We start from the raw sequence: 22,268 nt of genomic DNA, 5'->3' as shown, positions 1-22,268 counted from the left end.
TTTTTTCATATTCATACGAATTACATTAGCACTTAAAATCTTTAAATACTGAAAGTAATGATTAAAAAATATTTATTTTTATTTTTTATTTTGGCTAGTTTTCCTGTTTTTTCCCAATCCTATGATAAAGAAATCAATGGAAAAATTTTAGTTATTAATGTTGATAGTTTAAAAACTCAAGAAATTCAGTCAAAAGTTTTAGCGTGGGTGGCATTAAATTATAAATCTGCAAATGATGTGATACAGCTTAATTCCCCAGATAAAATTATTGTAAAAGGGAACTTTGCAATCGATTCTAACAAACCATTTCCAGATTTATTTAGTAAAAAAGTATATTATGTGCCAGCTCACATTGTTTTTGACCATACTTTAATCGTGTCAATTAAGGATAATAAATGTAAAGTGGATATTTCGTTTCCTGGAAAAGTAAAAATGCTGAATCATTTAAATACCGATTGGTTTTTTATAATAAACGAATATACATTATTGAACGAATTTACTATTGAAAATCAATACGAAACCGCTAGAAAAAATTTTAATGTCCAAAATAATAACAATAAAAAAAAGGTAGATAAGAAACTTAGTAATTTGAAAGGGCTTATTGAAGCTAGTTTTGTTTGTGAAAAACAAATAGCAACAGGTATGAATAATGAAATAAGTGTATTATTTATTAGTTTGCAAGATTATTTGAATAAAAAAGATAACGAGTGGTAATATTTGAAAAATGTATCTAATGGATGAATAAGTCTTGCGAATGAGTTTACAGCAGATACAATTCAAGATTATTAATACCTAAATAATTTAAAGCAGTATGAAAAAAATAATTTTTTTATTTTTAATATGTATTAACGCTTTTGTGAATGCACAAGAATTAAAATCACATTCCTATTTGAATAATAAAATGGAAGTGTTGAGTGAAACTAAGGAAACCAAAATTTCAATAACTGAATCGGAAATAATTCTAAAGAATTACAATGATAATAGTACTAAAGACTTAATAAGAAAAATTGAAAAAACTGAAACAAAGCCTTACAATGGAATAAATTGCACTTGGTATTATTGTATTTCGACTGAAAAGGATGTTTTTAGAAATGATTACAGAAAAAGTATATTTATTTATGATAAACAAAGTCAGAGTTTATTATTTGCTGATTTTGTATCTGAGGTCGATGTGTTTTGGAAAAAGTTTTTTTTATAAAGATTAATATTAAACAAAGGGTGAGCCAAGTTGGGGGATCTTTTTTACTATGTATGACAAATAAGATATCCTTTCGACGACCCTAAAAAGCAAAAACCTCTGAAAATCAATAGATTTCAGAGGCTTTAAGTACCCGGAGCCGGAGTCGAACCGGCACGGTTTCCCACAGGTGTTTGAGACCAGCGCGTCTACCAATTCCGCCATCCGGGCTTAGCAGACGAAAAAACAACTAATAAATCAGTTATTTTAACGCAATAGAATAAGTAATTATGATGTCATAACTGTGCTTATTCCTTTAACACGGTGCAAATGTAAAAAATTAAATTAAATGTTCTACTAAAAATACTTAAATTTTTCCTTTCAGTGTCCAATAAATTTTCTAAATTTGCACCTCGTTAAAACGACGCACACACAACTAACTACAAAACAACAAATTATAATGTCGCACCTAGAACCAGAAGCTAAAATTTTTGCTTGTTCACAAAGTGTTTATCTTGCAGAAAAAATTGCAGAACAATACGGAATTCCGTTGGGAAAAGTAACGATGTCAACGTATAGTGATGGAGAATTTCAGCCATCTTACGAAGAATCAATCAGAGGATTACGCGTTTTTATTGTGTGCTCAACATTTCCAACTGCCGATAATTTGATGGAATTGTTATTAATGATTGATGCAGCAAAACGTGCATCGGCAAGACATATTACAGCTGTTATGCCTTATTTTGGTTGGGCAAGACAGGATAGAAAAGACAAACCAAGAGTTCCGATTGGGGCAAAATTAGTAGCTAATTTATTAGATGCTGCCGGAGCAACAAGAGTGATGACAATGGATTTGCACGCAGATCAGATTCAGGGGTTTTTCGAAAAACCAGTAGATCATTTATTTGCATCTACCATCTTTTTACCATACGTAGAAAGTTTAGGATTAGAAAATTTAACTATTGCATCTCCGGATATGGGAGGTTCAAAAAGAGCATATGCTTACTCTAAGTTTTTAGAATCAGATGTAGTAATCTGTTACAAACAAAGAAAAGCAGCCAACGTTATCGATACTATGGAACTAATTGGTGAAGTAAAAGGCCGTAACGTAATATTAGTAGACGACATGATCGATACAGGAGGAACATTAGCGAAAGCGGCAGACCTAATGATCGAAAAAGGAGCACTAAGCGTAAGAGCAATTTGTACACATGCTATATTATCTGGTAGTGCGTATGAGAAAATTGAAAATTCGAAATTGACAGAATTAATCGTTACAGATTCAATTCCGTTAAAGAAAGAATCAAAAAAAATCAGAGTAGTGAGTTGTGCACCTCTTTTTGCCGAAGTTATGCACATGGTGCACCACAACAATTCCATTAGTGGAAAATTTATAATGTAGTCATTGCGGCAAACGAAGCAATTACACTACAATAAAATTAGAATATTATTTAATAACTATATTTTTTTACAATGAAATCGATTACAATTAAAGGATCAGAAAGAGAAAGCGTGGGCAAAGTAGCAACTAAAGCCTTACGTAATGCTGGAGCGGTTCCTTGCGTGTTATACGGAGGAAATCAGGCAGTACATTTCTCAGCGGACGCTGCGGCATTCAAAAACTTGGTTTACACTCCAAACGCTCACACAGTTGTGATCGAACTTGGAAAAGGAAAATCATTCAATGCAATTTTGCAAGACATTCAGGTTCACCCGGTATCTGATAAAATTTTACACATTGACTTCTTTCAATTATTTGATGATAAAGAAATCACTATGGAAGTTCCTGTGAAAATTGTTGGTACATCTAAAGGTGTTCTTGCAGGTGGTGTTTTACGTTTGAACACTCGTAAATTAAAAGTAAAAGCTTTACCTAAAAATCTTCCTGATTTTGTTGAAGCTGATATCACTCCACTTGAAATGGGTAACAAATTATACGTTACTAAAGTTGGTACTCCAGAATACAAAATTATGCACCCGGACAACACAGTTGTTGCTCAGGTAAGAATTTCTCGTGCTGCTATGAAAGCTGCTCAGGAAGCTGCAAAAGCTGCAAAAGCTCCTGCAAAAGGAAAGAAAAAATAATTTTTTTCAAATCAATACAAAAAAGCATCAATCGAAAGATTGGTGCTTTTTTTTTTGGAGGTTCTGAGTTGCTAAGATTTCCAGAATGAAAATCTACATGTTGTCAGGCTGAGCGAAGTCGAAGCCCTCGCAAAGTATTGGATTTAGATTGTCGAGCTTGTTGTGAGACTTCGACTTCGCTCAGTCTGACAAAAAAGAGAACAAAAACCTGTGTAAACCCGTTTAATCCGTGTCACTTGTGTGCTATTCTTAACAATCTTCGTGGTTAAAAAATAATTATATAATTAACCAATTGGCACATTCCCTAATTAAGTTTATTTTTGCAACATGATAAAATGGATGACAAAACTGTTTTCATCAACACAAAAAGAAGAGAACACAGATTATATGAAAAAATATTTAATTGTAGGATTAGGCAACATTGGTGCTGAATACGTAAACACAAGACATAATATAGGTTTTAAGGTTTTAGACTTTTTGGCCAAAAAAGAAAGTCTTTCTTTTGAAACTGTAAAATTGGGTACTTTGGCAGAATACAAATTTAAAGGAAGAACTTTTTTTCTTTTAAAACCAAACACCTACATGAACCTAAGCGGAAAAGCAGTAAAATACTGGATGGACAAGGAAAATATTCCATTAGAAAATATTTTAGTCATTACAGACGATTTAAACCTGTCATTTGGAACCATTCGTATTAAGCCAAAAGGAAGTGATGGAGGTCATAATGGACTAAAAAACATTAATCTTGTTTTAAATACACAGAACTATACCCGCTTCAGATTTGGAATCAGTGACCAGTTTAAAAAAGGACAACAGGTAGATTATGTTTTGGGAGAATGGAACGATGAAGAAAATGCCAAACTAACGGAAAGATTAGAAATCTCCTCAGAAATCATTAAGTCTTTTGGAACTGCCGGATTAGAAAATACGATGACTTCTTTTAATGGAAAATAAAGATTTACAAGTATTTAGATCTTAAAAAATCAATTTATATATTAATTAAATTGAATTATAACGAAATAGTATTTCCTATTCCAAAGTTAAATGTTTAAATTTGAAATAAATTATTATAAACCATAAAATTATATATCATGGCTTTCGAATTACCACAATTACCATATGCATATGATGCATTAGAACCACATATTGATGCACGTACAATGGAAATTCACCATTCTAAACATCATAATGCTTATACAACAAATCTAAATGCAGCGATTGCAGGAACAGATTTAGAAGGAAAAACAATCGAAAACATCTTAATAAACTTAGATAAATCAAACGCAGCAGTTCGTAACAATGGTGGAGGTTATTACAACCACAATTTATTCTGGACTGTAATGGCTCCAAACGGTGGCGGATTACCAACAGGTGATTTATTAGCTGCTATTGAATCTTCTTTTGGAAGCTTTGAAGAGTTTAAAGCAAAATTTGCTAAAGCCGGAGCAACTCAATTTGGTTCAGGATGGGCTTGGTTATGCGTACATAAAGGTGGAAAACTAGATGTTTGCGGAACTCCAAACCAGGACAATCCATTGATGCCGGAAGTTGGGTGTGGCGGAACTCCAATTTTAGGAATGGATGTTTGGGAGCATGCTTACTACTTAAACTACCAAAACAGAAGACCAGATTATATTGAGGCTTTCTTCAATGTAATTAACTGGACTGAGGTTACGAGAAGATTTGCATTAGAAAAATAGTCTTCATCGACATAAAATAAAAACCCGATTAGTTCGTATAGAATTAATCGGGTTTTTTTATATCTGGCTTTATTTCACTTTGTTCCAATAAAAAAGGCGGAATTTCTTCCACCTTTTTTGCCCCAAATCTACCATATACTTAACCTACTAATGTTATGGTATAGTAAATATAGAATAGCAATATTGTAATAGCAAATATTTTAGATTAAGTGCAAATATATTCGACGAAATACGTAATTTCTTACTTTGGGCTAGTTTTAGGTCACTTTATTCCAATAAAAAAGGTGGAATTTCTTCCACCCTTTTTGCCCCAAATCTACCATAAACTTAACCTACTAATGTTATGGTTTCCCAAAAGTATTGTAGCATTTCGTTTTTCCCAAACATTTAAGATAAACGGCAAAAAAAACCGATGAAATGCACAATTTAACCTTTTGTTAATATTTTTCTAATACGCTCTCGCATCTTTACCTTCATAAAAATTCATAAATGCTCTGTTTACCACACGATTTCCGCCAGGAGTAGGATAATCTCCGGTAAAATACCAGTCTCCCAAATTTTTAGGGCAGGCAATGTGTAAATCTTCTACTCTTTGGAAGATGATTTTAACTTCAGCATTAATTTCCGGTGAACTCAGCATTTCAGCAATTTTATCTGAAATTTCTTCAGGAGTAAACTGGTCATAAATAGCCGTCACGTAGTTTACAACATCGGTATCTGCAAAATTTTCCTGAGCTTTACATTTAGCATAAACGTCGTCTACTATATGGTATAAGTTTCTTTCTTTTAATAAAGCCAAAGCTGCTCTAAAAGCTACAAGGCCTTCCAGCTTAGCCATATCAATTCCATAACAATCCGGGTAACGAATTTGTGGAGCAGAAGAAACAATTACAATACGTTTTGGTTTTAAACGATCCATCATTTTGATGATGCTCATTTTTAACGTCGTACCACGAACAATACTGTCATCAATAATTACCAGATTATCCGTTGGTTTAATCACTCCGTAGGTAACGTCGTAAACGTGAGCGACCAAATCGTCACGGCTGCTGTCTTCTGTAATAAAGGTTCTTAACTTAGCATCTTTAATAGCAACTTTCTCTGTACGAATTTTTACAGCTAATAATTCCTGTAATGTTTCTGTAGTAAGTGTATTTCTGTTTTCTAAGATATAATTGTTTTTTCTCTGATTTAAGAAGTCCTGAGCAGCTTCAACCAAACCGTAGAAAGAAGTTTCTGCTGTGTTTGGGATATACGAGAATACAGTATTATCTGTGTCGCTGTCAATAGATTTTAGAACTGCAGGCAAAATTAATTTTCCTAAATTCTTACGCTCCTGATAAATTTCGGCGTCACTTCCTCTCGAGAAATAAATTCTTTCAAAAGAACATGCTTTTTTCACTGTTGGCTCCAAAATCTGTTCCATCGAAACTTTTCCGTTTTTCTTAATGATCAACGCATTTCCCGGTTCGATTTCCTGAACTTTTTCAAAAGCAACATTAAATACAGTCTGAATAACAGGACGCTCAGAAGCGACAACCACAACTTCATCATCCTGATAAAAGTATGCCGGACGAATTCCTGCAGGATCTCTAAAAACGAAAGCATCTCCATGGCCTAATAAACCAGCCATAGCATAACCCCCATCAAGATTTTTTGCCGAACGGGTCAATATTTTTGCAATATCCAGACGTTCTGCAATTACTGGAGAAGCTTCTCTTTTAGAATATCCTTCTGCTTTACAGTCCTGGTACAATTGCATTACTTCTTTATCTAAGAAATGACCAATTTTTTCCATTACGGTAACAGTGTCGGCCATTTCTTTTGGATGTTGACCAAGTTCAACCAAATTTTCAAAAAGCTCTTTAACATTTGTCATATTAAAGTTACCAGCCAAAATAAGGTTACGGTGCATCCAGTTACTCTGACGTAAAAATGGATGAACGCTTTCGATACTGTTTTTCCCGAAAGTTCCGTAGCGAACGTGTCCTAAAAATAATTCTCCTATATAAGGAATGTTTGCTTTTTGAGACGCAACATCATCTCCGTATTCCGGATGAGCACTCAATTCCTCGTTAATACGATCATTGATTTGGGCAAAAACATCCTGGATAGGTTGCGAATGGTTCGAACGAACCCGGCTAATATAGCGTTGCCCTGGTTCTACATCTAGTTTGATACTGGCAAAACCTGCACCATCCTGCCCACGGTTATGCTGTTTTTCCATCATAAGATACATTTTTTGTATCCCATAAAAAGCAGTCCCGTACTTTTCTTTGTAATATTCAAGCGGTTTAAGAAGTCTAACTAAGGCTATACCACATTCGTGTTTTAACGCGTCGCTCATTGTATTTTTGTATTTGTGTTGTTGTAAGTTGTGTGTATTAACGTAATAAAAAAGCCCCGTGTTATCGAGGCTTTCGGGCATTATATTTCTATGTCAAACTGAGTTAACGACTTAAATTGCTGTAATCGAATCGCTACTTCTGCTTTGCTTAATGTTTCCATCCTTTCGGTTCCAAATTTCTCAACACAAAATGAAGCTAAATTTGAACCGTAAATTATTGCATTTTTCATGTTGCCAAACGAGATGTTTTCGCTTTGCGCAATGAATCCTGAAAAACCACCTGCAAAAGTGTCTCCGGCTCCTGTTGGATCAAAAACATCTTCTAATGGTAAAGCCGGTGCAAAAAATACTTCTCTGTTGTGGAATAAAAGTGCGCCATGTTCTCCTTTTTTGATCACCACATATTTTGGTCCCAATTCCTGGATTTTAGCCGCAGCTTTTACTAATGAATATTCTCCTGAAAGTTGTCTTGCTTCCTCATCATTGATTGTAATAACATCTACACGTTTAATAACATCTAATAATTCCGGAAGAGCGCAATCCATCCAAAAATTCATAGTATCTAAAACTACTAACTTTGGCTTTTTCTCCATTTGATCCAAAACGCTGCTTTGTACTAACGGATGCAAGTTTCCTAACATTACAACATCTGCATCTTTATAGTTTTGAGGAACTTTTGGCTGAAAATCTGCCAAAACGTTTAGTTCAGTAACTAAGGTATCTCTTGAGTTTAAATCATTGTGGTATAAACCGCTCCAGAAAAAGGTTTTTCCGCCTTTTACAATTTCGATACCAGAGATATCAATGTTTTTTGAAGTCAAAAGATCTAAATGTTCTTGTGGAAAATCGTCGCCAACTATAGAAACGATGGCCGATTGCAAGTTAAAAAATGATGCTGATAAACCAATGTACGTCGCAGCACCACCTAATATTTTATCTGTTTTTCCGAAAGGAGTTTCAATTGCGTCGAAAGCAACCGTTCCAACAATCAATAATTTATTCATTTTATGAATTTCGAATTAGGGTGCAAAGATACTTCATAAGTTACAATCCTGCAATGGTTTAGGTTCTCAAAATTTTCATAAAAAAACAATATCGTTTTCGGGGTTAAAACTATTGTAAATGAGAGAATTATATTTGAATCTTTTTAAGGATTAAAATATGTTTTTTGGAATTAAAATGCAAGATTTATTTTTGGAAAAAGCTTTAAAAAATTTGAAGTAATAATTGAATAAATAAAAAACTACAACTCATACTTCTTATCAAAATAATTCTTTAATAATCCAATCTGAATTAAAATCATAAAAGGAACAATCAAAACAGCATACATAATGTTTTTTGACAAATGAATTCCCGAAAATAAAGCAGAAAATCTTTCTGTATATGATTTATCTATTTCTAAATTATATTCAGTTCCAGAGAAAAGAGAGGCATAAACGGCCAAAGCAAGTAAACTAAAACCAATAATTACCCAGATTGTTTTAGAAATTAAAGGTTTATAGATTTTAACTTTGTTTTTTTCGGCCACCAAAACCTGAGCCATTATTTTTGAAGTAAAATCAACAGATGGCGATTCTAAGGTGCTTTCGCTCATCATTTTGTCAATCAGATTTTCTATATTTTTATCGCTCTCTTTCATAATACGCTACTATTTCTGGTTCTAATTGCTTTTTCAAAATTACGGCTAATTTTTGTCGGCTCCTAAATAATTTTACTTTCACATTATTAGCATTAATACTCATGATTTTTCCAATCTCTTCTAAACTTTGCTCTTCAAAATAAAATAAAGTCAGCAGGAAATTTTCGTCATTCGGCAACAAATTCAAACAATTCTGAATGGTCTGTTTTCGTTCCTTATCTTCTAAAGCACTCAAAGCATTATCCATCGTTTTAATTAAATGTGCCGAAAATTCGTCTATTGATATATTAAGGTCTTCTTTTTTGTTCTTTTTTAAACGATCTAAACATGTATTATAAGCAATCTTATAAATCCAGGTCGAGAATTTAGAATCACCTTTGAACTTGCTTAGAGAATTAAAAATTTTAATAAATGTGTCTTGTGCAACTTCTTCTGCTTCTTCTCTGTTTCTGACCATTTTTAGTGACAACGAAAAAATCATATCCTTATAACGATCCACAAGAACAGCAAACGCATTGGTCTCGCCCTGTAGAATTTTATCGATATAATGTTGATCACTTATTGCACTCATATTTATATAGGACGACGGTTTCTTTATTTAGGTTACAACTTTTGGAAAAAAAATCTAGTTTTCAATTTTATTATATAGAAAGTAATTTCTACAATCTTTTTCATAGTGTAAAACTTTGACAAAGGTTGTTGCTTCCAATAACGAATTTTAAATCTCAAAATTAATTGATAATCAGTGGTTTTTGGAAATTAAAATTTTAAAAATTGAAATTTCCCCCAAAAGTTGTAACCTAAATAAAATTCATCTCGTCTTATTAAGTATCAATCAATTAAAACAAAATATTATGTTAGCAGGAATTTTAGTACCACTTAGTTTTTTTTTAATGATCTTCGGGATTGTTTATCTTATTTATTCAACCAGAAACACAGAGCGTTTAGCACTTATAGAAAAAGGAGTTGATGCCAGTATTTTTTTTCAGGGTAAAGAAAAAGGTGTGCCGATTTGGAAGATCTTAGTTGTCAATCTGGCTTTCTTATTAATAGGAAGCGGAGTTGGTATTTTTATAGCTTTATTAATAACAACTTACACTGCATTGAATGATGGAGCTGTTTATCCTTCAATTATCTTCATAATGGCAGGTATTGGACTTTTGACCGGATTTAAAACGGCAAAAGATTTAGATAAGGAATAAGTAAAAATTTTAAGTTAGTGTTTAATAACGTATCGAAAACTCTTTTTTCGATACGTTATTTTTTATATCAATTTAGAATCGGCTGTCTCATAAAAAGAGTCAACAGAAAGTTTCGGCTGGATAGATGCCATAACCGCCAGTTGGTCACAGCGTTCGTTTTGCGGATGATTATTATGGCCTTTTATCCATTTAAAATCGACTTGATGTTTGCGATAAACAATTAAAAAACGTTTCCACAAATCTGCATTTTTTCTTCCTGCAAAACCTTTTTTCTCCCATCCCAAAACCCATTTTTTTTCAACAGAATCTACAACGTATTTAGAATCTGAAATTACAAGGACCCTCATATTTGGTTTTTTGAGCTTTTCTAAGCCGACAATAACAGCCAAAAGTTCCATTCTGTTATTAGTAGTCAGCCGAAAGCCTTCATAAAATTCTTTTTTATGTGGTGTACCAACCAGCTCCATCACGACGCCATAGCCGCCATTTCCCGGATTCCCTTTTGCAGCACCGTCTGTATATATATGTACTTCGTGAGTCATTTATTTTGATTGCAGATTTTAGATTTGTAGGATTTTAGACTGGAATTTGAAATTTATATTTTTGAATTTGAATCTTCCAGTATTTTATGAATAATCTCAGGAAAATGTTTTTGCTCAAGTTCATGAATTTTTTCGGCTACTGTTTCTGGAGTATCTTCATCTGTTAGCGCCACATTGGCCTGAAAAATAATACCGCCTTCATCATAATGTTCATTTACATAATGGATAGAAATCCCGGTTTCTTTTTCTTTATTATTTATTATTGCTCTGTGAACGTGCATTCCATACATCCCTTTTCCTCCATAATTAGGTAAAAGTGCAGGATGGATATTGATAATTTTATTGGGATATTTTTCAATTATGTTGTCTGGGAATTTCAATAAAAACCCTGCCAGAACTATCAAATCCGGGTCGATTTTTTCTATTTTTTGTAGTACGTTTCTTTCTAAAAGTTCGTTTTTTGCAAAGATTTCGACTGGAATTTGATGATTTTTTGCTCTTTCGATCACTTTTGCCGAAGCATTATTGGTAAAAACCGAAACCACACTGGCGATTTTAGTCTGCGCAAAATATTTTATAATGTTTTCTGCATTAGTTCCTGATCCTGAGGCAAAAACAACAATTTTTTTCATAATAGAGTGTGTTTTGAGAATGCAAAAAACGGAATAAAAATCGAAAATAAATAGTATTAAAAGGGCTTTCTTGAAATTAATTTTATAAATTAGTGTCACATTTATAAACTAAATAGTTGTTTTAAAATAAAGTTTTTTATTTTTGCCAACAAATTAAATTCTAAAATTAAAGATTATGTCAGACATTGCATCAAGAGTAAAAGCGATTATCGTAGACAAATTAGGTGTTGACGAAAACGAGGTTGTAACAGAAGCAAGCTTCACTAATGATTTGGGAGCTGACTCATTAGACACTGTTGAGCTTATTATGGAATTCGAAAAAGAATTTGATATCCAAATTCCAGACGATCAAGCAGAAAACATTGCTACTGTTGGTCAAGCTATTTCTTATATCGAGGAAGCTAAAAAATAATAATACCGCACCCGGTTTCTAAAAATACCAATTTTTGAAATTCCAAATTCCAATTGGAATTTGACTTTTAATCTTTGTAATTTTTAAGGATCGGGTGTTATTATTTTTTTAAAATTTAAATTTCGATTGATTTTCAATCAAAAAGATATATTTATATTGTAATGCCCATGGCTCTTAAGTAACATTACTGTTAAGAAAGCGTGGGTTTTATTTGTTTAAAGTACAAAATACATATTTATGACGTTAAAGCGAGTTGTTGTAACAGGATTAGGTGCACTTACTCCTATCGGGAATAATATCCAGGATTATTGGGAGGCACTTGTGAATGGGGTAAGCGGAGCCGCTCCAATCACGTACTATGATACAGAGAAGCATAAAACGAAATTTGCCTGCGAAGTAAAAAACTTCAACATTGAAGATTACATGGATCGTAAGGAGTCCCGAAGATTAGATAAATTCGCTCAATATGCAGTTGCTGCCAGTGATGAAGCTATAAAAGATGCCGGACTTACTGATGATAATATCGACAAAACTAGAGTGGGTGTTATCTGGGGAGCAGGAATTGGAGGTTTGGAAACTTTTCAGGAAGAGGTAATTTACTATGCAAAAGGAGACGGAACACCAAAATTCAATCCTTTCTTTATACCAAAAATGATTGCAGATATTGCTCCGGCACATATCTCTATGCGTAATGGTTATATGGGACCAAACTATACAACAGTTTCTGCATGTGCATCTTCTGCAAATGCATTAATTGATGCTTTCAACTACATTCGTTTAGGAATGTGTGATGTAATCATTTCAGGAGGATCTGAAGCTGCAGTTACAATTGCAGGTATGGGAGGTTTTAGTTCTATGCATGCTTTATCGACAAGAAATGAAAGCCCGGAAACGGCTTCAAGACCATTTGATGCAACCAGAGATGGTTTTGTATTAGGAGAAGGAGCAGGAGCTTTGGTTCTTGAAGACTACGAACATGCAAAAGCACGTGGAGCAAAAATTTATTGCGAAATTGGCGGAGGCGGAATGTCATCTGACGCTTATCACTTAACTGCACCACATCCGGAAGGAATTGGAGTTATTGCAGTAATGAAAAATACTTTGAGAGATGCCGGAATGAACCCTGAAGATGTTGACCATATCAACACTCACGGAACTTCTACTCCACTAGGAGATGTAGCCGAATTAAAAGCAATTAGTGCTGTTTTTGGTGAACATGCAAAAAACATCAATATCAACTCTACAAAATCAATGACAGGACATTTACTTGGAGCTGCCGGAGCTATTGAAGCTATTGCTTCTATCCTGGCAATGCAACACAGTCTTGTTCCTCCAACAATTAATCATACAGTTGTTGACGAAAACATTGATCCGGCATTAAACCTTACATTAAACAAGCCTCAAAAAAGAGAAGTAAATGTAGCCATGAGCAACACTTTTGGTTTTGGCGGACATAATGCTTGTGTATTGTTTAAAAAATTAGTTGACTAATTTTGTCTATGAATATTATCAAAAAAATATTTACGAAATCCCGTTCTCAAGAAGACGGGATTTTTTTTGACACTATTCAGAAAATACTTGGTTTTCAGCCTGCTTCAATTGACTTTTATAAGAAAGCATTTACACACAGGTCTTCCAATAAACTGGATGAATCAGGAAATCCTATTAATTATGAACGGTTAGAGTTTTTGGGTGATGCAATGCTAAGTGCAGTTATTGCAGCGCATTTGTTTAACAAAGCACCAAACGGAGATGAAGGGTATCTGACTAAGATGCGTTCCAAAATTGTAAGCCGCGAGCATTTAAATGAATTAGGGAAAGACCTAAATTTAGTACGTTTTGTAGAAAGCAAAGTACCAATTCAGCATTTTGGGGAGAATATACATGGCAATATTTTTGAATCACTTATTGGAGCAATTTATCTGGATAAAGGATATGCTTTTTGTGAGAAGTTTATTCAAAAAAGAGTAATTATTCCTTATGTAGATATCGCCCGGCTTGAGGGAAAAGTAATTAGTTATAAAAGCCTTGTTATCGAATGGTGTCAGAAAGAAAAGAGAATCTTTCATTATGACATTTTTGAAGATAACGGAATTGACGGGCAACGTTTGTTTGGAGTAAAATTAAGTATTGACGATAAAGTAATTGCAAGAGCGAGAGCAACTTCAAAAAAGAAGGCAGAAGAAAAAGCATCACAAAGAGCTTATTTTGCATTTCAGGAAAAAATAGATAAGAAATAACTACATAAATAGCATAGCTTTGTTAAAGCTACAACGTTTTCGTTTATAAATTAACAAAAACATGCTAATCTTAACTATTGATGCTCCGCTAGAAATAGTATATTTACAACTTGATTTTTCATGATATGGCTATTCATAGATTGGATTTAGATGAATTTGACGAAATTGATTATTATTTAATGGCAATCCATACTTCATTAGAAGATTATCGGCTGGCCTATTTTATCAATAAAAAACTTCCAGTAAACCTCAGTAAGAGTAAGAACGAGATCCACGCTCAGACTAAGGAAGGTGAAGCAAATTTTTCGAGATTTTATTATTATGATTCTGAAAAAGCCGTTTCGTGGAATCTGATTCAGAATAAAAATGAAATCATTTCAGTGAGTAAAAATGATTTTCAGAATTTGTTTTCTAATGAAACAAGTGAGGTTTCTACAACAATTCATTTACTTCCTGAATTCAAAAAAGTAGATTATTTCCTGAAAATCGATAATAGCGATGAGGCTATTGATTTTTCAGAAATCCAACAACAACTAAATGCAATAGAAAGTATAGCAGCTATATATGTTGTTGATACAAACAAAATAAAATCAAAAAACAATCTAATTTTTTAAAAAAAATGCTTACAAACAAAAAAACTAAAATTGTAGCCACACTTGGACCTGCATGTGGTACGAGAGAGATTATCAAGGATATGATCGATGCAGGTGTGAATGTGTTTAGAATCAATTTTTCGCATGCTGATTACGAAGGAGTAAAAGAAAAAATCAATATCATCAGAGGATTAAATGATGAATTTGGTTACACTACAGCAATCCTTGGAGATTTGCAGGGACCAAAACTGAGAGTTGGTGTAATGGAAGAAGGAACAGTAGTAAACGATGGTGATGTTATCACTTTTACAACTGCTGAAGATGTTATCGGAACAGCTCAGAAAGTGTTCATGAAATATCAAAATTTTCCAAATGATGTGAATCCGGGTGAGCGTATTTTGCTTGATGACGGTAAATTGATTTTTGAAATCCTTACAACGGATAAAAAAACAGAAGTTACGGCAGTAGTAATTCAGGGAGGAGAATTAAAATCTAAAAAAGGGGTTAATTTACCAAACACTAAAATTTCTTTACCAGCTTTAACTGAAAAAGATATTGCCGATGCTATTTTTGCAATCGAGCAAAAAGTAGACTGGATCGCACTTTCTTTTGTAAAAACACCTCGCGATTTACAAGACTTGCAAGAATTAATTGCTAAGCATTCAGAATATAAAATTCCAATCATTGCTAAAATTGAAATGCCGGAAGCTCTTGTGAACATGGATAAAATTGTAGCATATTGCGATGGTTTAATGGTAGCTCGTGGAGATTTGGGAGTTGAACTTCCTGCACACGAAGTTCCATTGGTTCAAAAAGACTTGATCCGCAGAGCAAAAACGGCAAGAATTCCCGTTATCGTTGCAACACAAATGATGGAAACAATGATTACAAGTTTAACTCCAACAAGAGCAGAAGTAAATGACGTTGCAAATTCGGTAATGGATGGTGCAGATGCTGTAATGTTATCTGGAGAAACAGCTACAGGAAATTATCCGGTACAGGTAATCCAGAAAATGACGCAAATTTGTGAAGCTGTTGAAGATTCTCCGCTAATCCAGGTTCCACAAAATACACCACAGATTAAAACAAAACGTTTTATTACAAAAACAATTTGTCATCAGGCCGCTTTATTGGCAAATGAAATTAAAGCAAAAGCAATCTGTACACTAACAAATAGTGGTTATACAGCTTTTCAAATTTCGGCTTGGAGACCATCTTCGGGACATATTTTAGTATTTACTTCAAACAGAAGAATCTTAACGCAGCTGAATTTGTTATGGGGAGTAAAATCATTTTACTATGATAATGAAAGCAGTACAGATGATACAGTAACAGATGTAAATAAAATTGCTGTAGAAAAAGGATATGCGCAAAAAGGAGATTACTTAATCAACCTTGCAGCAATGCCAATTAAAGACAAAGGAATGGTAAACACCATGAGAGTTTCTGAAATAGAATAGTTTCTGTAAAAAGATCCGCAATCAATCTAAAAGCCATCCGATATATCGGATGGCTTTTTTGCTTTTATAATACTCAAAAGGTTTTGTTTAAGCTTTTTCATTTTTCGCTTTACAAAATTCAAAAGACTTTTTTTGAAATTATAAAATACAGCATCTTGTAGCAAATAAACCTTTTTATGTTGCAAGTTATAATTTGCAACAATGTACAGCCTTAAAAATAAGATACTTCGCACTTTTATTATTTAATTTTGAGACACTTAATAAAAAGTTAAAAAATAGTTGTTTACTAAAATCCTTAGTTACTGACATCTAAATTCTATCATATTGTTTTAATACAGATTATTTTCTGCCTGATTTCAGAGAGAAAAGCATAATTCGATTTTACATGAAAACCATTACATAAATGAATTTATTAAATAAATCTTACTGCCATGAAACAAAGTAACATTCGAAATGCCATAATGCTTTTTGCATTAGTATGCTTCACAATTATTCAGGTGAAAGCTCAAAACAATAAAAAACCTAACATTCTTATTATATGGGGGGATGATATTGGTACAACCAATGTTAGCGCCTATAGTGATGGATTAATGGGATATATGACGCCCAATATTGATCGTATTGGAAATGAAGGATTGCGATTTTTACAATACTATGGTGAACAAAGCTGTACTGCAGGACGTGCAGCATTTTTAACCGGTCAGCACGGTATTCGAAGCGGATTAACAAAAGTTGGTTTTCCTGGCGCTCCTATGGGCATGAGTCAATTAGACCCTACTATTGGGGGTGTTATGAAAAGTCTCGGATATGTTACTGGCCAATTTGGTAAAAATCACGTTGGAGACCGTAATGAAAGTTTGCCAACAGTAAATGGATTTGATGAATTTTTTGGAAATCTGTACCACTTAAATGCAGAAGAAGAACCAGAATTACCGGATTACCCAAAAGACCCGTCGTACATAAAAAAATTCGGACCAAGAGGAGTTTTAAAATGTACGGCAACAAATGCTGATGATGGCAGTGTACCGGACGCCCGTTTTGGAAAAATTGGAAAACAAAGAATCGAAGATACCGGGCCTCTTACTAAAAAAAGAATGGAGACTATAGATGACGAAACATCTGCAGCCGCTATAGATTTTATTAAAAGACAGCATGCCGCAGGAAAACCATTTTTCTGTTGGTGGAATGGTACCCGTATGCACTTGCGTACCCACGTAAGACCAGAACACAGAGGTAAATACACACATGGAGACAGCGAATATATTGATGGTATGATCGAGCATGATTTGACTGTTGGAGATTTATTAAAAACCTTAGATGATCTGGGTATTGCAGACAATACTATTGTAGTTTATTCTACAGATAATGGACCACACATGAATACATGGCCAGACGGAGCAATGACTCCTTTCAGATCTGAGAAAAACACGAACTGGGAAGGTGCTTTCCGTGTTCCATGTATGGTGCGCTGGCCGGGTGTAATCAAGCCAAATCAAATTACAAACGAATTAATGAGCCATAATGACTGGATGCCAACATTGGCTTCAATTGCAGGAGAGCCAGATCTAACAAAAAAATTATTATCAGGTTATTCTGCTAATGGAAAAAGTTATAATGTTCATTTAGATGGATTTGATCAATCGGCTTTGCTTCGAGGAACAGGAAAAAGTGTAAGAGATAAATTCTTCTATTCTGATGATGATGGATTACTAGTAGCATTACGACAAGGTGATTATAAATATGTTTTTGCTGAACAGCGTGCACCAGGAACAATGCAAGTTTGGGCAGAACCTTTTGTTAAACTTCGTCTTCAAAAAATATTTAATATCATGCAGGATCCTTTTGAAAGAGCCGATATTACATCAAATACGTATTGGGACTGGAACCTTAATCATGTTCCTGCAATGTATGGTGTTATGGAGCAGGTTTTTGTGTTTGCTGAAACATTTGATAAATACCCACCACGCTCAATACCGCCAAGTTTTAACCCAACAACTATTCTTGACCAGAAATTGATGCAAATTAAAGCGAAAGCATTTATTGAGAAAAACATAATGCCTCAGGATAAACAAAGTGTTGATGATGCAAATGCAAAAGCAAACAAGAAAAAATAAAATAGTACTTAGAATAAAGCTTGAGTTACCCCATAACTCAAGCTTTTCTAAAGCTTAAAAATCAATGCTATGTATAAGAAAATATATATATTGCCTCTATTTTTATTCTTACTTATTTCTTGCAAAAGAGCTGAAAATACTACAGAGGTAAGCCAAAAAGACAGTACAACGGTTGCTATAAATGGTGATCCGCTGCCAAGCTGGAATGACGGAACAATCAAAAGCGATATCATCGCTTATGTTGAAAAAGTTACTAAAGAAGGAAGTCCGGATTTTATTCCAAAAGAAAACAGAATTGCCACTTTTGACAATGATGGAACGCTATGGGCAGAAAAACCGTATGTTCAGGAATTATTTGCTTTTTATCGTGTAAAAAAAATGGTAGAAGCCAACCCGGCTTTGGCACAAAAACAGCCTTTTAAAGCTGTTATTGAAAAAGACAAAACTTTTTTTGCAAAAGGAGGCGATAAAGCATTAATCGAATTGGTAGCTGCAACACATACGGGCATGACCGAAGATGAATTTGAAAAATCGACCGAAGAGTTTTTTGCAGCTGCGCAATATCCCGGTAAAAATGTTCCCTTAAAACAAATTAGGTATCAGCCACAATTGGAACTTTTAGATTATTTGCGGGCAAATGGTTTCAAAACTTTCATTGTAACCGGAGGAACAATCGAATTGGTTAGGGCAATTTCTGCTGATTTTTATGGTATTCCAAAAGAACAAGTTGTTGGAACGTCTTTTAAATACAAATTTGATGATGCCACCAATACCATTAAAAGAGAACCTGCTTTAGATCTTTTGGATGATAAAGCAGGAAAACCAATTGGCATACAGCTGCATATTGGGCAGCGTCCTGTTTTTGCCTGCGGAAACGAAGGCGGAGCCGGTGACCTTGCCATGCTAAGATATTCTTCTGGCAGCAAATATCCTTCTTTTCAAATGATTGTAAACCACAACGATTCGATCAGAGAATACAGTTATCAGGAAAAAGACAATTTGTCCTTAAGCACCGCTGCCAAATACAAATATCATGTAGTCAGTATAAAAGATGATTGGAAAACAATATTTCCAAAATAATTTGAATTAGTTAGGGTTGAGATGAAACAATTTTTGATTGTAAAAATTGTTTCATTTTGATTTTCGAAAAAGAATAATTTTTAATTCAAACCTTATGAAACAGAACAGTCCTTATAAAACCGTCAAATTCTTATTCAGTTTGGTTTATTTTCTTATTGGTTTTTCAGTTTGTGCGCAGGAAGAGCCTGCAAAAGCCGGAGCCAGTGCACAGGAATTAGCAGACAAATTGGCCAATCCTGTAGCAAGCCTTATAAGTGTGCCTTTACAAAACAACCTCAATTATGGTATAGGTGCTTTTAACGGATCAAAATATACTGTAAACATACAGCCTGTTATTCCTTTTAAATTAACTGAAAACCTAAACTTAATAACACGTTACATTCTTCCGGTAGTAGATCAAAGAGATATTACAGGCGAAAACACACACGAATTTGGACTGAGCGATGCCACTGTAACCGCTTTTTTTGCTCCTAAAACAAAGGGAATTATTTTAGGATTCGGACCCGCTTTTTTGGTGCCTACCGCTACAGAAAAAGTTTTAGGAACAGAAAAATTTGGAGTAGGGCCAAGTGTATTGGTCATGCATCAGGGAAAAGGACTTTCGGTGGGTTTTATAGCCAATCAGATTTGGTCTGTAGCAGGAAATGAAGATCGTGCTGATTTTAATAGTTTTTATACTCAAATATTTCTTTCACATAGTTATAAAAGCGGAGCAAGCTTAGGAGTAAACGCAGAGATTACTCAAAACTGGGAAGGAAATACCACTATGATAACAATAAACCCATCCATTGGGGCAGTTACCAAATTAGGAGATCAGGTAGTGCAGTTTGCCATAATGCCGTTAATTCCGGTAGTGGGTCCGCATGAAATGAAACCCGATTGGGGACTAAGAGCTGTCCTCGCTTTTGTCTTCCCTTCAAAATGATGTGATATAGAAGAAAATATATATTAAAAAAATAATGTAAGAAAAATTACTTATTTGATATCTGTTTTACAGAAAATATTATATCTTTGAGTTATTGTAATTACTTGTTTTGCAATATTTTATATGCATACTTGTAGCCATTCTTCCCTATTCGCCATTTCATTCAGAATTTAGTTAAGATTTAAAATTCACCTTAGACTACTTTAATCATTAATTTAAATATCACACAATGAATACTAAAAGAACAAACTTTCGTTTTATACCAACATTTTTATTGGTTTTATTATATAGTTGCTCACCAACTGTAAAAGTGACAACTGATTATGATCATTCTGCCAATTTTAGCGAATACAAAACCTTTGCTGTTTATGATTTAAAGGCTCAGGAAGGCCAGGTAAACCAATTAAATGTTGATCGGGTTACAAATGCTATTCGTTCAGAAATGATCGCAAAAGGTTTTACAGAGTCGGCATCAAATCCTGATCTGAAAGTAAATGCAGTATCAATCTTAAAAAACAAACAATCAGTCACTGCCGACACCAATTTTTATGGATATGGCGGGATGTACCGCCCATACGGATATTGGGGCGGCGGTGCAATGATGGGCGGCGGATCTACAACATTTAATACTTATGATTATGTTGATGGTTCTCTGGTGATTGATATTGTTTCTGCTAAAACTCAAAAATTGGTATGGCAGGGAATAGGAAATTCTCAGATTGACAGCAAACCAGATAACCCTGAAGAATTTATTGCCGGTGCAATTAAGAAAATCATGGAAGGTTTTCCGCCGGGTGCAGTAAAAAAATAGCTCTGACTTTAAGTAGCTGTGCTTATCTAATCAGGATAAATACAGCCCTAGATTGTACTTCTTCTACGAATTTCCTCAAACAATTATAATTTAAGTTTAAAATTATGATCGATATAGTACTTTCGCTTTTCTTTTTTATAGCGACACTTATTGGTTTTGCGACTTCTTTCATGATCCTTTTTTCAAGGAAAAATTTTTCAAAAAGTTTTTTTTTGGGACTTTTTCTGTTTAGTCTGGCTGTGGTAAGTATTTACAATTTTTATCTGACTGCCAATGCCTTTAAAAACTTTCCGGATTTATTCATCATTACCAAAGCCTTTATTTTTTTAGTGGCCCCATGTTCTTTCTTATACGTTAGAAATGTTTTGTTTGTCGGCGAAAGGTTTAGAAAATACGATTGGCTGCATTTTTTGCCTTTTATGATCTATCTATGTTTAACGATTGTAGTATGGATGGCAAATGTAACAGACATAAAATTTGTTGATTATATTTCATCAAAAGTAAAAAACCCTTTTACGATGCTAAATCTTACTATTTGGCTTGTTTATGCTTTTTGTCAGACCATGATGCTCCTGAATTATAATCTAAAAAAAGAAGGGCACATAAAAGCTCAAAAAACAAAAATTATCGGCTGGCTCAGGATTTATAATCTGGTAATATTATTTTTATTTTCGGCTCTCTTTGTACATTATTTTTTGGTAAATAATGTTAGAAATATGGACTTTTCGAGTTACATTCTGATTTCTTCCGTATTGATTTTCACCGTTGGATGGCTTTATTTTAAACCTCAGATTTTTATTGATAACCACGAAAATTCAGATGTAAAAACAGACCAGCCTTTACTGGCACAAATAGATGAAATCAAAGATTTATCGCTAATAAAAGAAGTTACTACAGAAAAAAGACAGGAATACCTCTTAAAACTGGATACTATCTTTTGTACAAAAAAGCTTTTCCTTAAAAAAGATTTTGTCATACGGGACTTGTCCGAAGAGACCGGTATATCAATACATCAGCTTTCAAATTTAATTAATTCAGAATTTAATCTGCATTTTCAGGATTATGTAAACCTAAAAAGAATCGAATACTTCAAACACAAAATAAATGATCCTGAATGGAAGGATTTATCGCTCGAAGGCATGGCCTGGGGATCTGGATTTAAATCACGTACTACCTGCTTTAGAGCCTTTATTAAGCATACCGGAAAATCGCCGTCAGAATACTTTAAGACCATTAGGCTGGATTCTGACAAAGCGCCTGTTTTTTATTTAAAATCATCCGGCTAAACACAAGGCAAGAAACAATTTTT

The 22,268-nt window shown here is 33.9% G+C and carries 23 protein-coding genes and 1 tRNA gene; 17 read left to right on the top strand and 7 right to left on the bottom strand.

The window, feature by feature from the left end; genetic code table 11:
- Positions 1-57 precede the first annotated feature (57 nt).
- Positions 58-714: a DUF4468 domain-containing protein gene (locus JOD96_RS03045; protein ID WP_209562794.1), complete on the top strand. Its 657-nt coding sequence runs from the start codon at positions 58-60 to the stop codon at positions 712-714.
- A gap of 97 nt (positions 715-811) precedes the next feature.
- The gene (locus JOD96_RS03040; RefSeq protein WP_209562793.1) at positions 812-1,198 is read left to right on the top strand and encodes a hypothetical protein; all 387 of its coding nucleotides are present in this window, start codon (positions 812-814) and stop codon (positions 1,196-1,198) included.
- A gap of 130 nt (positions 1,199-1,328) precedes the next feature.
- Here JOD96_RS03040 and JOD96_RS03035 read toward each other — a convergent pair.
- Positions 1,329-1,408, bottom strand: a tRNA-Leu gene (locus tag JOD96_RS03035).
- Between the two features lie 229 nt (positions 1,409-1,637).
- On the opposite strand from JOD96_RS03035, the gene JOD96_RS03030 reads away from it, so the two are divergent.
- The 4 genes from JOD96_RS03030 (at position 1,638) to JOD96_RS03015 (ending at position 4,962) form a co-directional block, all read left to right on the top strand.
- Positions 1,638-2,579, top strand: coding sequence for a ribose-phosphate pyrophosphokinase (locus JOD96_RS03030; RefSeq protein WP_209562792.1), 942 nt, complete (start codon positions 1,638-1,640; stop codon positions 2,577-2,579).
- Between the two features lie 71 nt (positions 2,580-2,650).
- Positions 2,651-3,262 (top strand): 50S ribosomal protein L25/general stress protein Ctc, encoded by a 612-nt coding sequence (locus JOD96_RS03025; RefSeq protein ID WP_209562791.1) that lies wholly within the window; start codon positions 2,651-2,653, stop codon positions 3,260-3,262.
- 327 nt (positions 3,263-3,589) lie between these two features.
- Positions 3,590-4,216: an aminoacyl-tRNA hydrolase gene (pth, locus tag JOD96_RS03020; protein WP_209562790.1), complete on the top strand. Its 627-nt coding sequence runs from the start codon at positions 3,590-3,592 to the stop codon at positions 4,214-4,216.
- A 137-nt stretch (positions 4,217-4,353) separates the two neighbouring features.
- A complete protein-coding gene (locus JOD96_RS03015) occupies positions 4,354-4,962 on the top strand; it encodes a superoxide dismutase (RefSeq protein ID WP_209562789.1) in 609 nt (202 codons plus the stop codon).
- Between the two features lie 448 nt (positions 4,963-5,410).
- On the opposite strand, the gene JOD96_RS03010 is transcribed toward JOD96_RS03015, so the two are convergent.
- The 4 genes from JOD96_RS03010 to JOD96_RS02995 all read right to left on the bottom strand — a co-directional run bounded on the left by JOD96_RS03010 (position 5,411) and on the right by JOD96_RS02995 (position 9,519).
- Positions 5,411-7,309 (bottom strand): amidophosphoribosyltransferase, encoded by a 1,899-nt coding sequence (locus JOD96_RS03010; protein ID WP_209562788.1) that lies wholly within the window; start codon positions 7,307-7,309, stop codon positions 5,411-5,413.
- 80 nt (positions 7,310-7,389) lie between these two features.
- Positions 7,390-8,313 (bottom strand): PfkB family carbohydrate kinase, encoded by a 924-nt coding sequence (locus tag JOD96_RS03005; RefSeq protein ID WP_209562787.1) that lies wholly within the window; start codon positions 8,311-8,313, stop codon positions 7,390-7,392.
- 239 nt (positions 8,314-8,552) lie between these two features.
- Positions 8,553-8,948: a hypothetical protein gene (locus JOD96_RS03000; RefSeq protein ID WP_209562786.1), complete on the bottom strand. Its 396-nt coding sequence runs from the start codon at positions 8,946-8,948 to the stop codon at positions 8,553-8,555.
- Positions 8,932-9,519, bottom strand: coding sequence for an RNA polymerase sigma factor (locus JOD96_RS02995; protein WP_209562785.1), 588 nt, complete (start codon positions 9,517-9,519; stop codon positions 8,932-8,934). Before JOD96_RS02995 ends, JOD96_RS03000 begins: the two co-directional genes overlap by 17 nt.
- Before the next feature lie 283 nt (positions 9,520-9,802).
- Here JOD96_RS02995 and JOD96_RS02990 point away from each other — a divergent pair, with 283 nt between their 5' ends.
- Complete coding sequence (locus tag JOD96_RS02990; protein ID WP_209562784.1) at positions 9,803-10,150, top strand: DUF6249 domain-containing protein; 348 nt, start codon at positions 9,803-9,805, stop codon at positions 10,148-10,150.
- A gap of 62 nt (positions 10,151-10,212) precedes the next feature.
- Here JOD96_RS02990 and rnhA read toward each other — a convergent pair whose 3' ends face one another.
- Together rnhA and purN are read right to left on the bottom strand one after the other, a co-directional pair.
- Positions 10,213-10,692, bottom strand: coding sequence for a ribonuclease HI (rnhA, locus tag JOD96_RS02985; protein WP_209562783.1), 480 nt, complete (start codon positions 10,690-10,692; stop codon positions 10,213-10,215).
- A gap of 53 nt (positions 10,693-10,745) precedes the next feature.
- Complete coding sequence (purN, locus tag JOD96_RS02980) at positions 10,746-11,324, bottom strand: phosphoribosylglycinamide formyltransferase (protein ID WP_209562782.1); 579 nt, start codon at positions 11,322-11,324, stop codon at positions 10,746-10,748.
- Positions 11,325-11,499: 175 nt separating this feature from the next.
- Between purN and JOD96_RS02975 the strand changes: the two genes are divergently transcribed.
- The 10 genes from JOD96_RS02975 to JOD96_RS02930 all read left to right on the top strand — a co-directional run bounded on the left by JOD96_RS02975 (position 11,500) and on the right by JOD96_RS02930 (position 22,245).
- The gene (locus JOD96_RS02975; RefSeq protein ID WP_007137004.1) at positions 11,500-11,736 is read left to right on the top strand and encodes an acyl carrier protein; all 237 of its coding nucleotides are present in this window, start codon (positions 11,500-11,502) and stop codon (positions 11,734-11,736) included.
- A gap of 237 nt (positions 11,737-11,973) precedes the next feature.
- Positions 11,974-13,227 (top strand): beta-ketoacyl-ACP synthase II, encoded by a 1,254-nt coding sequence (gene fabF / locus JOD96_RS02970; protein WP_209562781.1) that lies wholly within the window; start codon positions 11,974-11,976, stop codon positions 13,225-13,227.
- Between the two features lie 8 nt (positions 13,228-13,235).
- Complete coding sequence (gene rnc, locus JOD96_RS02965; protein WP_209562780.1) at positions 13,236-13,976, top strand: ribonuclease III; 741 nt, start codon at positions 13,236-13,238, stop codon at positions 13,974-13,976.
- Between the two features lie 125 nt (positions 13,977-14,101).
- Positions 14,102-14,590, top strand: a complete 489-nt coding sequence (locus JOD96_RS02960; RefSeq protein WP_209562779.1) for an IPExxxVDY family protein — start codon at positions 14,102-14,104, stop codon at positions 14,588-14,590.
- 5 nt (positions 14,591-14,595) lie between these two features.
- Entirely contained in the window at positions 14,596-16,029 is a 1,434-nt protein-coding gene (pyk, locus tag JOD96_RS02955; RefSeq protein ID WP_209562778.1) for a pyruvate kinase, read from the top strand.
- Between the two features lie 431 nt (positions 16,030-16,460).
- Positions 16,461-18,143, top strand: a complete 1,683-nt coding sequence (locus tag JOD96_RS02950) for an arylsulfatase (RefSeq protein ID WP_209562777.1) — start codon at positions 16,461-16,463, stop codon at positions 18,141-18,143.
- A 69-nt stretch (positions 18,144-18,212) separates the two neighbouring features.
- On the top strand, positions 18,213-19,223 hold the full coding sequence (locus JOD96_RS02945) for an HAD family hydrolase (RefSeq protein ID WP_209562776.1): 1,011 nt from the start codon (positions 18,213-18,215) through the stop codon (positions 19,221-19,223).
- Between the two features lie 94 nt (positions 19,224-19,317).
- Entirely contained in the window at positions 19,318-20,148 is an 831-nt protein-coding gene (locus tag JOD96_RS02940) for a hypothetical protein (protein WP_209562775.1), read from the top strand.
- A gap of 229 nt (positions 20,149-20,377) precedes the next feature.
- Positions 20,378-20,959 carry a DUF4136 domain-containing protein gene (locus JOD96_RS02935; RefSeq protein WP_209562774.1) on the top strand — a complete coding sequence of 194 codons (582 nt, stop codon included), beginning with the start codon at positions 20,378-20,380 and terminating at the stop codon, positions 20,957-20,959.
- Positions 20,960-21,063: 104 nt separating this feature from the next.
- Positions 21,064-22,245 carry a helix-turn-helix domain-containing protein gene (locus tag JOD96_RS02930; protein WP_209562773.1) on the top strand — a complete coding sequence of 394 codons (1,182 nt, stop codon included), beginning with the start codon at positions 21,064-21,066 and terminating at the stop codon, positions 22,243-22,245.
- Positions 22,246-22,268 lie beyond the last annotated feature (23 nt).

The sequence above is a fragment of the Flavobacterium sp. 1355 genome (genome assembly GCF_017833415.1).
GTDB lineage: Bacteria > Bacteroidota > Bacteroidia > Flavobacteriales > Flavobacteriaceae > Flavobacterium.
This window is presented reverse-complemented; position numbering and strand designations above follow the sequence as displayed.

Bases quoted from the DNA above. Each gene is read 5' to 3' on its own strand.
- JOD96_RS03045 (WP_209562794.1), top strand. From the start codon at position 58: ATGATTAAAAAATATTTATTTTTATTTTTTATTTTGGCTAGTTTTCCT.
- JOD96_RS03040 (WP_209562793.1), top strand. From the start codon at position 812: ATGAAAAAAATAATTTTTTTATTTTTAATATGTATTAACGCTTTTGTG.
- JOD96_RS03030 (WP_209562792.1), top strand. From the start codon at position 1,638: ATGTCGCACCTAGAACCAGAAGCTAAAATTTTTGCTTGTTCACAAAGT.
- JOD96_RS03025 (WP_209562791.1), top strand. From the start codon at position 2,651: ATGAAATCGATTACAATTAAAGGATCAGAAAGAGAAAGCGTGGGCAAA.
- pth (WP_209562790.1), top strand. From the start codon at position 3,590: ATGATAAAATGGATGACAAAACTGTTTTCATCAACACAAAAAGAAGAG.
- JOD96_RS03015 (WP_209562789.1), top strand. From the start codon at position 4,354: ATGGCTTTCGAATTACCACAATTACCATATGCATATGATGCATTAGAA.
- JOD96_RS03010 (WP_209562788.1), bottom strand. From the start codon at position 7,309: ATGAGCGACGCGTTAAAACACGAATGTGGTATAGCCTTAGTTAGACTT.
- JOD96_RS03005 (WP_209562787.1), bottom strand. From the start codon at position 8,313: ATGAATAAATTATTGATTGTTGGAACGGTTGCTTTCGACGCAATTGAA.
- JOD96_RS03000 (WP_209562786.1), bottom strand. From the start codon at position 8,948: ATGAAAGAGAGCGATAAAAATATAGAAAATCTGATTGACAAAATGATG.
- JOD96_RS02995 (WP_209562785.1), bottom strand. From the start codon at position 9,519: ATGAGTGCAATAAGTGATCAACATTATATCGATAAAATTCTACAGGGC.
- JOD96_RS02990 (WP_209562784.1), top strand. From the start codon at position 9,803: ATGTTAGCAGGAATTTTAGTACCACTTAGTTTTTTTTTAATGATCTTC.
- rnhA (WP_209562783.1), bottom strand. From the start codon at position 10,692: ATGACTCACGAAGTACATATATATACAGACGGTGCTGCAAAAGGGAAT.
- purN (WP_209562782.1), bottom strand. From the start codon at position 11,324: ATGAAAAAAATTGTTGTTTTTGCCTCAGGATCAGGAACTAATGCAGAA.
- JOD96_RS02975 (WP_007137004.1), top strand. From the start codon at position 11,500: ATGTCAGACATTGCATCAAGAGTAAAAGCGATTATCGTAGACAAATTA.
- fabF (WP_209562781.1), top strand. From the start codon at position 11,974: ATGACGTTAAAGCGAGTTGTTGTAACAGGATTAGGTGCACTTACTCCT.
- rnc (WP_209562780.1), top strand. From the start codon at position 13,236: ATGAATATTATCAAAAAAATATTTACGAAATCCCGTTCTCAAGAAGAC.
- JOD96_RS02960 (WP_209562779.1), top strand. From the start codon at position 14,102: ATGGCTATTCATAGATTGGATTTAGATGAATTTGACGAAATTGATTAT.
- pyk (WP_209562778.1), top strand. From the start codon at position 14,596: ATGCTTACAAACAAAAAAACTAAAATTGTAGCCACACTTGGACCTGCA.
- JOD96_RS02950 (WP_209562777.1), top strand. From the start codon at position 16,461: ATGAAACAAAGTAACATTCGAAATGCCATAATGCTTTTTGCATTAGTA.
- JOD96_RS02945 (WP_209562776.1), top strand. From the start codon at position 18,213: ATGTATAAGAAAATATATATATTGCCTCTATTTTTATTCTTACTTATT.
- JOD96_RS02940 (WP_209562775.1), top strand. From the start codon at position 19,318: ATGAAACAGAACAGTCCTTATAAAACCGTCAAATTCTTATTCAGTTTG.
- JOD96_RS02935 (WP_209562774.1), top strand. From the start codon at position 20,378: ATGAATACTAAAAGAACAAACTTTCGTTTTATACCAACATTTTTATTG.
- JOD96_RS02930 (WP_209562773.1), top strand. From the start codon at position 21,064: ATGATCGATATAGTACTTTCGCTTTTCTTTTTTATAGCGACACTTATT.